The organism is Mesorhizobium sp. P160187 (genome assembly GCF_057766425.1).
The window spans coordinates 527112-539524 of sequence record NZ_JBYMDX010000003.1; the positions used below are offsets into that span (position 1 = coordinate 527112).

The 12413-nt window shown below is 63.1% G+C and carries 15 protein-coding genes; 9 read left to right on the plus strand and 6 right to left on the minus strand.

Annotated features, from left to right (window positions below):
- Positions 1-6 precede the first annotated feature (6 nt).
- From AC3CCE_RS05850 to AC3CCE_RS05860, 3 genes are all read right to left on the minus strand, one after another.
- Positions 7-1083, minus strand: coding sequence for an extracellular solute-binding protein (locus AC3CCE_RS05850; RefSeq protein ID WP_352624293.1), 1077 nt, complete (start codon positions 1081-1083; stop codon positions 7-9).
- Positions 1084-1120: 37 nt separating this feature from the next.
- The gene (locus AC3CCE_RS05855) at positions 1121-1774 is read right to left on the minus strand and encodes a helix-turn-helix domain-containing protein (RefSeq protein ID WP_352624295.1); all 654 of its coding nucleotides are present in this window, start codon (positions 1772-1774) and stop codon (positions 1121-1123) included.
- A 90-nt stretch (positions 1775-1864) separates the two neighbouring features.
- Positions 1865-2134, minus strand: a complete 270-nt coding sequence (locus AC3CCE_RS05860) for a hypothetical protein (protein ID WP_488377113.1) — start codon at positions 2132-2134, stop codon at positions 1865-1867.
- A 171-nt stretch (positions 2135-2305) separates the two neighbouring features.
- Here AC3CCE_RS05860 and AC3CCE_RS05865 point away from each other — a divergent pair, with 171 nt between their 5' ends.
- Positions 2306-2617: a hypothetical protein gene (locus tag AC3CCE_RS05865; RefSeq protein WP_352624297.1), complete on the plus strand. Its 312-nt coding sequence runs from the start codon at positions 2306-2308 to the stop codon at positions 2615-2617.
- Positions 2618-2656: 39 nt separating this feature from the next.
- Here the strand turns inward: AC3CCE_RS05865 and AC3CCE_RS05870 are convergent, their stop codons facing one another.
- Positions 2657-2956 carry a putative quinol monooxygenase gene (locus tag AC3CCE_RS05870; RefSeq protein WP_352624299.1) on the minus strand — a complete coding sequence of 100 codons (300 nt, stop codon included), beginning with the start codon at positions 2954-2956 and terminating at the stop codon, positions 2657-2659.
- A gap of 123 nt (positions 2957-3079) precedes the next feature.
- On the opposite strand from AC3CCE_RS05870, the gene flhA reads away from it, so the two are divergent.
- From flhA to AC3CCE_RS05905, 7 genes are all read left to right on the plus strand, one after another.
- Positions 3080-5167: a flagellar biosynthesis protein FlhA gene (gene flhA / locus AC3CCE_RS05875; RefSeq protein WP_023671908.1), complete on the plus strand. Its 2088-nt coding sequence runs from the start codon at positions 3080-3082 to the stop codon at positions 5165-5167.
- Positions 5164-5916, plus strand: a complete 753-nt coding sequence (gene fliR, locus AC3CCE_RS05880) for a flagellar biosynthetic protein FliR (protein WP_023691740.1) — start codon at positions 5164-5166, stop codon at positions 5914-5916. Before flhA ends, fliR begins: the two co-directional genes overlap by 4 nt.
- Before the next feature lies 1 nt (position 5917).
- Entirely contained in the window at positions 5918-6301 is a 384-nt protein-coding gene (locus tag AC3CCE_RS05885; protein ID WP_023751316.1) for a hypothetical protein, read from the plus strand.
- Between the two features lie 290 nt (positions 6302-6591).
- Complete coding sequence (locus AC3CCE_RS05890; RefSeq protein WP_023747159.1) at positions 6592-7164, plus strand: rod-binding protein; 573 nt, start codon at positions 6592-6594, stop codon at positions 7162-7164.
- A gap of 13 nt (positions 7165-7177) precedes the next feature.
- Positions 7178-7594, plus strand: a complete 417-nt coding sequence (locus AC3CCE_RS05895; protein ID WP_023671919.1) for a hypothetical protein — start codon at positions 7178-7180, stop codon at positions 7592-7594.
- Positions 7595-7622: 28 nt separating this feature from the next.
- Positions 7623-8171, plus strand: a complete 549-nt coding sequence (locus AC3CCE_RS05900) for a hypothetical protein (RefSeq protein WP_023683275.1) — start codon at positions 7623-7625, stop codon at positions 8169-8171.
- A 195-nt stretch (positions 8172-8366) separates the two neighbouring features.
- Positions 8367-8651, plus strand: a complete 285-nt coding sequence (locus AC3CCE_RS05905) for an SCP2 sterol-binding domain-containing protein (protein ID WP_023683274.1) — start codon at positions 8367-8369, stop codon at positions 8649-8651.
- Between the two features lie 69 nt (positions 8652-8720).
- Here AC3CCE_RS05905 and AC3CCE_RS05910 read toward each other — a convergent pair whose 3' ends face one another.
- Positions 8721-9392 (minus strand): GNAT family N-acetyltransferase, encoded by a 672-nt coding sequence (locus AC3CCE_RS05910; RefSeq protein WP_352510395.1) that lies wholly within the window; start codon positions 9390-9392, stop codon positions 8721-8723.
- A 147-nt stretch (positions 9393-9539) separates the two neighbouring features.
- Positions 9540-10673, minus strand: a complete 1134-nt coding sequence (gene odc2, locus AC3CCE_RS05915) for an ornithine/lysine decarboxylase (RefSeq protein ID WP_023671923.1) — start codon at positions 10671-10673, stop codon at positions 9540-9542.
- A 540-nt stretch (positions 10674-11213) separates the two neighbouring features.
- Here odc2 and AC3CCE_RS05920 point away from each other — a divergent pair.
- Positions 11214-12413: an amidase gene (locus AC3CCE_RS05920; RefSeq protein WP_023701056.1), complete on the plus strand. Its 1200-nt coding sequence runs from the start codon at positions 11214-11216 to the stop codon at positions 12411-12413.

Below are 12413 nucleotides of genomic sequence, written 5' to 3' on the forward strand. Positions count from 1 at the left end.
GGCTGTTCAGTTGCCGGCCATCAGCGCCGACCACTTCTCCTGCGCCACCGGGAAGTTCTCGACCCAGAATTTGATGTTCTGCTTGTAACCCTGCTTCTGGCGCTCGGGCGTGTTGGTCAGGAAGGCGGCGACCGACGCATCGACCTTGGGCTGCGCGTCATTGTTGATCGGCGTATAGGAGGTCTGCTGCGCCAGGATCTCCTGCGGCCCCTTGCCGAGATAGGCATTGAGCAGCGCATAAGCCGCATCCGTATCCTTGACGCCGACCGGAATGGTCATCTGGTCCATCACCACCAGCCAGTCCTGCCAGGCCGGCGCGTATTTGGCGCCGTTCTTCACCGCCGTCATGGCACGGCCCGTCCACATCATCAGCATGTCGGCCTCGCCGGACTCGGCGAGTTGCTGCGATTCAGCACCGGTCTTCCAGTAGATCGTGTCGGGGCCGAGCTTGCGGATCACGTCGATGGACTTGTCGATGTCGGCCACCGTCATCGCCTTTGGATCGCCGCCCGACACCTTCAACGCCTGCTCCAGCAAGCCGCCGGTCGGATCGCCCGAGCCGTCGAGCGCGCGTGTGCCGGGGAACTTTTCCGTGTCGAAGAAATCGGCCCAGTTCTTGGGCGGGTTATCCCCATACTTCTCCTTGTTGTACATCAGCACGACGCCGTAGTTCATGGCCGGCACCGAGCATTCGCCGACCTGGCCCTCGGGCACCTTGGAGACGTCGAGCTTGCTGAAATCGAGCTTCTGGAACAGCTTGCCGCAATAGACGTAAGGCGGCAGGTCGGCGGTGTCGACGACGTCCCAGGTGACGTTGCCGGATTCGACCTGCGCCTGCAACTTGGCGATCTCTGTCGGCCCGTCATTGAGCAGCGTGGCGCCGGACTTTTCGACGAACTCCTTGAGCGCGGCGGCCTGGCCGTCCTGGTAGATGCCGCCATAGGAAACGAGCGTCAGCGTCTTGCCCTTCAGCGAGCCTTCCTTGACCTCGCCCGCCACCGGCTTTTCCTGCGCGAACGCTGCGGTTGCCAGAACGCCGAGCGCCAGCACGGCGCCAAGGCCCAGATGTCTTGATTTCAGCATGATTATTGTTCTCCCATTTGACCCGCATGGATTGAACCTACCTGGCTGCGAGCGGTTTCCAGGCCCTGTATTGATCGAGTTCGGCGCGCACCGAAGTCGGCGGCGCAATGATCCACATCACCTCGGCTCGGCCACTACCGATGTTCTCTGAGCGATGTGCTGTCGATGTCGCGTATTCGATGCTGTCGCCCTCTTCCAGCACATGCCTGACATCGCCGAGCGAGACCTCGACAATGCCACGCAGCACGACCAGCATCTCGTGCGCGTCGCCATGCGTGTAGAGCGCGGGTCCGGTCGAGCCGCCAATGTCGAACTCGCCGATATAAACTTCCATATCACTCAAAGGAGGGCGCGAGAGCAGCATCTTGCGGCAGCCGTCGCTGGGCGGCAGGCTCGGCCGCTCGCTCCGCAGCAAGACCCCGCGCTGCCCGGCGGCACTATCCTCGAACAGCATCGCCACGCTTACGCCCAGGGCCGAGGCCATCTGGTTGAGGGAGGCGGTGCTGGCGCCGGTCAGGCCGCGCTCGAGCTGGCTGATGAAGCTGGCGCTGGTCCCGGTCAGCTCTGCGAGTTCGCGCAGCGAAAGCCGCCGGCCGAGACGCAGGCTCTTCAGCCGCTGGCCCAGCATATGATGGGCATGCGTCGCCGTCGAGGCGACGCCATTCTTGACTGGAGCCTGGTCGGTGCTCATCCCGTCTTTTTCTCCCACTGAACAATTTGTACAGTGACACTGTACACGTGGCAAGCGCCGAGTAGGGACATTTAAGATGCCGGCCGAGGCCTAGTCTTCGCCCGACAGGTCGCGCCGCGCCTTGTCGAGTTCCTCCGCGTAGCGCCGCATCAGATGGCCCTCGGTCAAAAGCCCGACAACGGCCCGGTTGTCGAAATCCTCGACCACCGCCAGTTCCTCGGCGACGGCGCGCTGGAAGGTTTCGGCGGCCGACTGGACGTTCATGGTCGGCACCAGCACCGCATGCCGGAATTTGGCCAGCGCCAGCACCGGGGTCTCGCCATCGGACGGATCGCTGTGCAGTTCGGCGACGATCAGCACGCCGACATAGTGCCGGCTGCTTGCGGCGCCATTCTGGCGCTGAGGCGCAGTCAGGCTTGCCGCCCCCGCTTCAATTCCCCGCGAGCGTGTCGAGGTATATGAGCGATCGCTTACGCAATCGACGCAGCTGTGTTATTTTTGGCCGTCTCTATTTCCCTCAAGGAGGAGAAGATGAGTGCGCGGGGATTTTTTTCATTAGCTGTTGGCATGATTTTTTTGAGCTCGTCTGCGGTGAGCAATTCAAGCATGGATATGCCGGTTAGGTCTGTTGTGTCACACCCGATGTCTCTTTTGGCGGGAGGCAATCCGGAAAACCAAAGCCGGCCGGCAAAGGAATTTATCCAGACTGCACAACAAGATGTTTGCTGTCCTGGCGGCTACCCTTGGTATCGCAATTCGACGAACACCTGCTACGGCAGCTATGAAGACTGCCACGATACCGATGGCGGCGGATGGTCCTGCAGACAGGTCAACGCCTGCTAGACTTTCTTGGGCCCACGCCTTCTTGACTGTGCCCGGTCCTCAGATCGGCTTCGGCTCGCCGGCCTCATAGAGCATGAGGTTGCGCTCGCCTATGCCGAGCGATGCCCAGCTCGCCCGCCAATCGGCGATGTGAGGCGAGCGGAAATGCGCGTCGAGCGCGGCCCTGTCGCTCCACACCTCGGTTACATGGATGAGCCCGACGTCGAGCACGTCCTTTGCGTAGGAGTATTCGATGCAGCCGGGCTCCGCACGGCTGCCCAGTATCATGCGCTGCATGGCCGGCCTTGCCTCGTCGAGCCGTTCCGCCGGCAGGCGAATGGTGCCGATGATCACCAGCATGATCTCTCTCCTCAAGGCCTCTATCGTCCTGGCAAGTAACCAGTCCTCCCACCCTCGCGCAAGCTTGACCGGTTAGGCTCGAAGGGCTGTCGCGTGCTCGGCAGGCTTGTGATTGGGGACGATATGGCCGTCAGCGAAAGCTTAGCGACAGGAACAGTGGCCAAGAACGGCCGCGATGTCTTCTTCGCCATCGGCATCGTCATCATCCTGGCCGTGCTATTCCTGCCGATCCCGGCCTTCCTCATCGACATCGGCCTCGCCTTCTCGATCGCACTGTCGGTGCTGATCCTGATGGTGGCGCTGTGGATCCAGCGGCCGCTCGATTTCTCGTCCTTCCCGACCGTGCTGCTGATCGCCACCATGCTGCGGCTATCGCTCAACATCGCCACCACGCGCATGATCCTGTCGCACGGCAATGAGGGCACGCACGCCGCCGGCTATGTCATCGCCGGCTTCTCCAAACTGGTGATGGCCAGCGATTTCGTCATCGGCCTGATCGTCTTCATGATCCTAATTGTGGTCAACTTCATCGTCATCACCAAGGGCGCCACCCGTATTGCCGAAGTCGGCGCCCGCTTCACCCTCGACGCCATCCCCGGCAAGCAGATGTCGATCGACGCCGACCTGTCCGCCGGCATGATCGACGACAAGACAGCGCAACTGCGCCGCCGGGAGCTGGAAGAGGAATCCTCCTTCTTCGGCTCGATGGACGGCGCCTCAAAATTCGTGCGCGGCGATGCCATTGCCGGCCTCATCATCACCGCAATCAACATCGTTGGCGGCATCGCCATCGGTTACATCAGGCACGGCATGGGCATGGGCGAAGCCGCCGATGTCTTCATCAAACTGTCGGTCGGCGACGGCCTCGTCACCCAGATCCCGGCGCTTATCGTTTCGCTCGCCGCCGGCCTGCTTGTGTCCAAGGGCGGCACGCGCGGCTCGACCAACCAGGCGGTGTTCGGCCAGCTCGGCGCGCATCCGCGCGCGCTCTATGTCGCGGCCTCGCTGCTCGTCCTGCTCGGCCTGATGCCCGGCCTGCCGTTCTTCCCGTTCTTCACGCTGGCTGCAGGCATGGCCGGCCTTGGCTACGTCATCCCGATGCGCGCCAACCGCGAGGCTGCCGCCGCCGAAGCGATCAAGGATCTGGAGAAGGCCAACAAAGTCGAGGAAGAGAAGAACTCGGTCAAGGCTTCGCTGACCACCGCCGAGATCGAGCTTCTGATCGGCAAGCAGCTGTCGACAAGGCTCTTGGTGTCGCATCAGGAACTGGTGTTCCGCATGGCCAAGATGCGCAAGAAATTTGCCACGCAATACGGCTTCGTTGTGCCGGAAGTGCGCGTCGCCGACGATTTCGGCATTCCGCCGAAGAGTTATCAGATCAAGGTCCACGGCACCGTCGTCGCCGAATACCAGATGCGCGTCGGCGAGATCATGGTGCTGCTCGGCAACCGGGATTTGCCCGACGTCCCCGGCGAGGAAATCCGCGAGCCGGCCTTCGGCATGCGCGCCTTCTCGGTGCTGGAAACCTTCGCCGAGGATCTGAAGCGCGAGAACTATACCTTTGCCGACAACATGTCGGTGCTGCTCACCCATTTGTCCGAGGTGATCCGCAACAACCTGCCACAGCTTCTGTCCTACAAGGACATGAAGGCGCTGCTCGAGCGCCAGGATCCGGAATACCGCAAGCTCGCCGACGAGATCTGCACCTCGCACATCTCCTATCCCGGCCTGCAGGCGGTGCTGAAACTGCTGCTGGCCGAACGCGTATCGATCCGCAACCTGCATTTGATCATCGAGGCTATCGCCGAGATCGCACCGCATGTGCGCCGCACCGAGCAGATCGTCGAGCATGTGCGCATCCGCATGGCCCAGCAGATCTGCGGCGATCTCTCCGAGGGCGGCATGCTCAAGGTGCTGCGCCTCGGCAACCGCTGGGATCTCGCCTTCCACCAGAGCCTCAAGCGCGACGCCAAGGGCGAGGTGCGCGAATTCGACATCGACCCGCGCCAGCTGGAAGAATTCGGCCAGGACGCGACCAAGGCGATCCGCAAGCATCTCGAGGCCGGCGAGCGTTTTGTCCTCGTCACCGCGCCCGATGCTCGCCCCTATGTGCGCATGATTATCGAGCGCCTGTTCACGACGCTTCCCGTTCTCTCCCATGTCGAAATCGCCAAGGGCGTCGAGATCAAGGTGCTCGGGACGATCTCGTGAACATACTGTCGCAAGGCGTCGTCATCGCCGCCTTCCTCGCCTTCTGTCGCATCGGCGCCTGCTTCATGCTGATGCCGGGCCTGTCCAGCGCCCGCGTGCCGGTCCAGGTCCGGCTGTTCGTGTCGATCGCCGCCACCGGTGGCCTGCTCGCCTTCCTGTGGGACAAGATCTTTCCCTTCGTCGATGCGCGACCGCAGGTGCTGGCGCCGATGATCATCTCCGAACTTTTGGTCGGCGGGCTGATCGGCGCGATGACGAGGCTCTACATGGAGGCGCTGCGCTTCATGGGTTCGGCCATCGCCATGCTGATCGGCTATGGCGGCACCGGCGGCCCCGCCATCGAGGAGCCAGAGCCGCAGGCCGCCCTTGCCGCGATCATCTCGTTTTCAGCGTTGCTGCTGCTCTTCGTCTTCGATTTCGACCACGAGATCATCCGCGCTCTGGTCGCCTCCTACACGGTGGCGCCGGTCAACGTCTTCTTCAATCCCCAGGCCGCCCTGGTCGATCTCACCGACACGGTGTCGGACGCCTTCTTCCTGGTCATCCGGCTCGGCAGCCCGTTCATCGCCTATGCCATTCTGGTCAATTTGACCATCGGCTTCGTCAACAAGCTGACGCCGCAAATCCCGGTCTACTTCATCTCGCTGCCTTTCGTCATCGCCGGCGGCATGATCATCTTCTACTTCGCCATCGGCACCATGCTGTCGCTGTTCGTCGACGGCTTTGTCGACCTGACGCTGGCGAGGTGAGATGAGCACGCGCAAGGAACGGCTGAAGAAACTGGTCAAGGTGCAGGAGCAGCTGAAGGCCCTGCACGAGACGCGCCATGCGGCCTTCCTGGCGGCAGCGGCAACCGCCGAAACCGAGGCCAAGGAACTAGTCCAGCATTTCGACGCCGACCAGTCGATGGCGGTGCTGTTCCCTGACCTCTACCATCGCCGCATCGCGAATGCGCTGGTCCGGCAGGAAGCGAGCTTGGAAAGCGCCAGGCAGGAGGTCACGCTCATCGCCACTGCGACGGCGCGCACCAACATGGTCGAGCGCGCCTACAAGGACGTGCGCCGACAGGACGAACGCGAACGCTCCGACCGCGACCGGCTCGATCTGGTCGCGCAGAGGCGAGGGCAGGAATAATCGGAAGTTAGAGCCGGGTCACCTGCGGACGGCGTTCGGTTTCGTTCCGTGCGGCGGGCTGTGTTGGGTGTACGGCGCCGTGTTCGGCCTCTGCGCCTACGCCACCTACGATCTGACCATGGCGACGCCGGCAGCGCCCACCGCAAACGACCAGATCGCATCGACCCAGCCGGAGTTGCCGCTGCTGATAGCAATGCCTAGCATCCGGCGAAGGATTTCGAGCCGGCAAGCCTGCCACAAGCTTGCTGCGGCATGGTCGCTCAGGAAACCCGGCAAAGAGGCGGACTTTCTTGGCGATTTCTCCACCCAGCGACATCGTTCTCGATGTTGCCCGAGCCGTCGACCCGACGGATATCGAGGCTGCCCGTGCCGCGCTGGCCAAGCGGGCCAACGGCGTTGGCGGCGCCTTTTTGGTCGACATGGCGGCTTCGGTGGATACCGGCTCGATCTTGTCGCGTGCCACGGCCGACAAGGCCGCGGCAGGCGCCGATCCCGCGGGAAAATTCAAGAAGTTCGAGGCCATGGTCTTGCAGACCTTCATCCAGAACATGCTGCCCAAGGACACCGAGGGCGTCTACGGCAAGGGGCTAGCCGGCGACATGTGGAAATCGCAGCTTGCCGAGCGTGTCGCCGACGTCATGGCTGAGCGCGGAGGGATCGGCATCGCCAAATCGCTGCTCGCCGACCACTACAAGGACGGCAAGCGCACCGTGCCGATCGGCCCGGTGTCAACCGGGCCGCACAAGACCGAGATCGACCAGCAGACCCGGCTGTCCACCTCGCTGGTCGAGGAATTGCAGCGCAAGGCCGCACGGTCGATGACCGGCGACGAGACGACCATCAAAACCGAAATCAAGATCTAGACCAGGATTTTCAATGGCCGATTTTTCAAAATACTCTTCCAACCTGCCGGCGCGTACGTCCGAAGCGCCGATCCCGTTTGCACGGCCGGGCAACCTTGCCGCCATCATCGGCCGCATCGAGGAAGCGGTCGAGGAAGAGACGGCCGGTTTGAAGAACGACACCAGCTATGACCTCAAGGCCTCCAACGCCCGCAAGAGCCGCTACCTCTATGAGCTGACCCGCGCCATGAAGGGCGCCAACGAGATCGAATTCCTGGAACAGCATCGCGACAGTCTGGCGCGGCTGCGCCAGAAGCTCGCGAAAAACGAGGCTGCAATCCTCGCCCACCTCAACGCGGTCAACGAAGTCGCCACGCTGTTGAAGAACGCCATTCAGCGCGCCGAAGCCGACGGCACCTATTCGGCCGGCGAATTCGGTTGGGCGAGCTGATGATCTCGGCAACAGGCGGGAACAACCGGTGATCAAATTCATCGCTGCCGCGATCTGGATCTGCGCCGCCACGCTTGGCGCGGTGTTCTATTCGTTCCAGGCGGCCGGTGAGCGCGGCGTCGGCGAGACGCCGAAACCGATGCTGGGTGGTCTCGACTACGTCAAGACCGACATCATCTCGGTGCCGCTGATCCGCGATTCCAAGATCGACGGCTATTTCCTCACCAAGCTCGTCTACACGGTCGAGCCGGCCGAGATAAAGAAGATGTCGATCCCGGCCGAAGCGCTGATGACCGATCAGGTCTATTCCTATCTCTACTCCAATCCTCAGATCGACTTCACCAAGAAGGAAACCATCGATCTCGATGCCTTCCGCAAGGCCATACGCGACACCGTCAACGCCCGCGTCGGCGCCGACCTGGTGCATGAAGTGCTGATCGACCAGGTCAACTTCCTGACCAAGGACGAAATCCGCGACAACGCCATGCGCCGCCGCAAGGATCCGGCCACGCCGACCGAACCGGCCCCGGCGGAATCGGCCCAGGCCGAGGCGGCGAAGCCCGCTGCTGAACACTAACCTTCGTCGCAGGGCGAATGTTCTCTGCCGCATTCCTTCCGACTGAAACGAGATGACGCATCGCGCGTTGACGTTTACGTCAACTCGAAGCTATATGCGCCAAGCGACCAGGATCGCGGTACGCGCGAGACAGCGACTTCGGCGGAGGCCGGTCACTGAAGCGCGGCAAAACGCAACGAGACCAGGAGAACAGTCATGAGCGTTCAGGATATTGCCGAGAAGATGAGGTCGCGCGTGGCGAGCGCCGGGTTCGAACATTCCGTGAAGTTCGATACCGGCAGCAACGGCGTCATCGTCATCGACGGCGCAACCGTCTCGACCACCGACGCGCCGACCGACTGCACCATAAAGCTGTCGCTCGACGATCTGGATTCGCTGATCGCCGGCGACCTCAACCCGACCATGGCGTTCATGTCCGGCAAGATAAAGGTCGAAGGCGATATGTCGGTCGCCATGGCGCTCAGCCAACTGATCGGCTGAGCCCTTCGCAAAAACAAAACGCCGCCCTCGCTGAAATGCAAAGGACCGGCGGCGTTTGTTTTTGGACAATCAGGCGGCCAGCGACAGCCTCTGTGCCTTGAGCTTGCGACCTGCAGCCTTCAGCGTGCCATGCGCGCCGTCGAGCGCACCATCGATCAGTTCCAGCGCCAGCAGGCGGTGCCGCTCGTACGGACCAGGCATGGCGAGCGCGCCGGTCTTCTCCGCCGAGAAGCCGAAGCGGCCATAGTAAGGCGCATCGCCGACCAGCAGCACCGCGGCATGGCCGAGACGCGCGGCCTCGGCCAAAGCATGGCGCATCAGCGCCGAGCCGATGCCGGCGTTCTTCAGCGCCGGATCGACGGCGAGCGGTCCGAGCAGAAGTGCTCCCGGGCCACCCTCGCCCAGACGCACGTCCCACAGCCGCACCGTACCAGCAACCGCGCCGGTTGCATCGCGCACGACAAAAGCGAGGCCTTCGGAAGGCCGGCGGCCACGCCGCAGCTTCTCCGACGATTTCTTGCGCCGCATCGGCCCCATGGCTCGATCGAGCAACGCTTCACGCGATGCAATGTCTGCCGCAGTTTCGGCGACGACAACAATGGCGCGGGCACTCTCCCCCCTCGAGGGGGAGATGTCGCCGAAGGCGACAGAGGGGGTCGGCACGACCTGACGCGACACCGCGTCGTGGACGAGGGATGCCGGCGCTTCACGCGAGACGACCCCCTCTGGCCTGCCTGCCATCTCCCCCTCGAGGGGGGAGATTCCCACGGCACCATCAATGTAATTTACAATGTCCATTTCCGCGATCCTTCACGAGCGGAGCTTGTTCCACAGGCGAACCCGAGCGGACGCAAACGTCCACCTGAGGTGATCTGAAGGCCGAAGCCGTCAGATCACGTAGGATCGGAGAGGCTCGAAGCCGTTGAAGGCGACCGCCGAGTAGGTGGTCGTGTAGGCGCCGGTGCCTTCGATCAGCACATCGTCGCCGATGGTCAGCGACAGAGGCAGCGGATACGGCGTCTTCTCGTACATCACGTCGGCCGAATCGCAGGTCGGGCCGGCGAGCACGCAAGGTGCGGTCTCCGAACCGTCATGGCGGGTGACGATCGGATAGCGGATCGCCTCGTCCATCGTCTCGGCCAGACCGCCGAACTTGCCGATGTCGAGGAACACCCAGCGCACATTGTCGTTTTCGGCCTTCTTCGAGATCAGCACGACTTCCGACTTGATGACGCCGGCATTGCCGACCATGCCGCGACCCGGCTCGATGATGGTCTCAGGGATCGCATTGCCGAAATGCTTGCGCAGCGCCGAGAAGATCGCCTGGCCATAGGCCTGGGCCGCCGGCACGTCACGCAGATAGCGCGTCGGGAAACCGCCGCCCATATTGACCATCTTGAGGACGATGCCTTCGTCGGCGAGCGTGGCGAACACCTTCTTGGCGTCGGCCAGCGCACGGTCCCACGCCGTCAGGTCGGTCTGCTGCGAGCCGACATGGAACGACACGCCATAGGCGTCGAGGCCGAGCGTCCTGGCGTGGCGCAGCACATCGACGGCCATCGCCGGCACGCAGCCGAACTTGCGCGACAGCGGCCACTCGGCGCCTTCGCCATCGGTCAAAACGCGGCAAAACACGCGCGCGCCGGGAGCGACGCGGGCGATCTTGTCGACTTCCTCGACGCAGTCGACGGCAAACAGCCGAATGCCGAGCTGGTAGGCGCGTGCAATGTCACGCTCCTTCTTGATAGTGTTGCCGAAGGAGATACGGTCCGCCGGCGCACCGGCGTCCATCGCCATCTCGACCTCGGCAACGGAAGCGGTGTCGAAGGACGAGCCCATCGCAGCAAGCAGGCGCAGGATTTCCGGCGCCGGATTTGCTTTCACCGCATAGTAGATCCGGGAATCGGGCAGCGCCTTTTCGAAGGCGCGAAAATTGTCGCGCACGACATCGAGGTCGACGACGAGGCAGGGGCCGGACGGACGTCGGGTGGCGAGGAAGTCAAGGATGCGCTGGGTGGCCATGGGGTCTCTCCATATACGCCTTGCGGCGCGCAATAAGGCTGCGGACGCGGGGCTTTCGGCCTCGCGAACACGCGGTCAAACAAAGGCGGGACGGAAATCCATGGAACCAGCCGGTGGAGACCCCGGAACCATGAAACGCCATCTCGCGGCGGTGAACCTTGGCCTTGCCCGGCCTCGGTTCGCTTTGTCTGCCTTGGCTTGGATGGGAGACCCGTCCGCACTGCCGGCAATGAAGGTGTGCCTCTTCAGTAACCCCGGTCTTTGGACGACCGGCAGAACACCAGAAAGGCCCGCACCGTCGTTGCTTCAAGGTGTCCTCGGGCTGGCGGTTGGCCGCTAGACCGACTGGAGGGGTTAGCTCCAGTTACCTTACCGATTTCCCTCACCATTCGAGGATCGGCGGACACCCACAGGCACGTGCGACTTTGGGCAAGCGCGATATAAGATCGAAAGATTTCACAATCAATAAAAATCGTATCCCAGGTTGTAAAATTTCCGGCATCGAACAATGCTGGGCCTACTGTATACGGATATCGAACGATGCCAGGCACGCACGGCCCGCTCAACGCCTTTCTTGACCTGCGCCGCATGCCGGTCGCCAATGCGGAACTGGGGCCGCTGGCCGGGCTCAGGCTGGCGGTAAAGGACATTTGCGACGTCGCCGGCTACCGCACCGGTTGCGGCAATCCGGTGAAGTTCGACGAGGCGCATGCCGCGTCCAGCACGGCACCGGCCGTGCAGATGATTCTCGACGCCGGCGCGCGCTTCATCGGCAAAACGCAGACCGACGAGTTCGCTTTCTCGCTGATGGGCCAGAACGCGCATTTTCCGTTTCCGGTGAACCCGGCCGCTCCCGATCGCGTCACCGGCGGCTCGTCCTCCGGATCGGCGGCGGCGGTGGCCGGCAAGCTTGCCGATATCGCCACCGGCTCCGACACCGGCGGCTCGATCCGCGCCCCGGCGAGCTTTTGCGGGTTGATCGGGCTGCGCACCACGCATGGCCGCATTTCGCTCGAAGGCACGATGAAGCTGGCGCCGAGCTTCGACACATTCGGCTGGTTCGCCGACGACATCGAGACCTATGAGACGATCGGCAAGCTGTTGCTTGGCCGCGACCCGCATCAGCATCCGCTCAACCGGCCGCTTTCGATCCGCTGGCTGGACGCTTTCGTGGCCGGCCCCGCCGAGGCAGCCGAATATGCCAGGATGAGAGCGCTGGCCGCCAGTCTTGTCGGTGAGCCGGCGCCGGTAGAGTACAGCTTCGCCTCCTTCCCCGACGAGCTCTACTGGTGCTTTCGCCGCCTCCAGGCCGCCGAGGCCTGGCAGCAGCATGGCGCCTGGATCATTTCGGGCGAGCGCGATCTCGGGCCGGGCGTCGAGGAGCGCTTTGGTTTCGGCCGGACAATCGACGAAAAGACCGCGCGGGCCGAGGCGGTGCGCCGCTTGACGTTCCGCTCCGAGCTAGCCGCGCTGCTCGGCCAGGACGGGTTTCTTGTCCTGCCTACCGTTCCAGGCCCCGCACCTCTGGTCAAAAGCGAGCCGCAGCAGCTCCAGGCCTACCGCGAAAGGGCCTTGCATCTTTTGTGCCTTTCGGGTCTTTCAGGCTTTCCGCAAATCACCCTGCCGCTGGGCTCGGTTGACGGCGCCCCTTTCGGCCTCTCGCTGCTCGGTCCTCCCGGCAGCGACATTGCCCTGATACGGCTCGGCCGGCGAATTCTCGATGCGGCACGAAAGGCTTGA

Bases quoted from the DNA above. Each gene is read 5' to 3' on its own strand.
- AC3CCE_RS05850 (WP_352624293.1), bottom strand. From the start codon at position 1,083: ATGCTGAAATCAAGACATCTGGGCCTTGGCGCCGTGCTGGCGCTCGGC.
- AC3CCE_RS05855 (WP_352624295.1), bottom strand. From the start codon at position 1,774: ATGAGCACCGACCAGGCTCCAGTCAAGAATGGCGTCGCCTCGACGGCG.
- AC3CCE_RS05865 (WP_352624297.1), top strand. From the start codon at position 2,306: ATGAGTGCGCGGGGATTTTTTTCATTAGCTGTTGGCATGATTTTTTTG.
- AC3CCE_RS05870 (WP_352624299.1), bottom strand. From the start codon at position 2,956: ATGCTGGTGATCATCGGCACCATTCGCCTGCCGGCGGAACGGCTCGAC.
- flhA (WP_023671908.1), top strand. From the start codon at position 3,080: ATGGCCGTCAGCGAAAGCTTAGCGACAGGAACAGTGGCCAAGAACGGC.
- AC3CCE_RS05885 (WP_023751316.1), top strand. From the start codon at position 5,918: ATGAGCACGCGCAAGGAACGGCTGAAGAAACTGGTCAAGGTGCAGGAG.
- AC3CCE_RS05895 (WP_023671919.1), top strand. From the start codon at position 7,178: ATGGCCGATTTTTCAAAATACTCTTCCAACCTGCCGGCGCGTACGTCC.
- AC3CCE_RS05905 (WP_023683274.1), top strand. From the start codon at position 8,367: ATGAGCGTTCAGGATATTGCCGAGAAGATGAGGTCGCGCGTGGCGAGC.
- AC3CCE_RS05910 (WP_352510395.1), bottom strand. From the start codon at position 9,392: ATGGCAGGCAGGCCAGAGGGGGTCGTCTCGCGTGAAGCGCCGGCATCC.
- odc2 (WP_023671923.1), bottom strand. From the start codon at position 10,673: ATGGCCACCCAGCGCATCCTTGACTTCCTCGCCACCCGACGTCCGTCC.
- AC3CCE_RS05920 (WP_023701056.1), top strand. From the start codon at position 11,214: ATGCCAGGCACGCACGGCCCGCTCAACGCCTTTCTTGACCTGCGCCGC.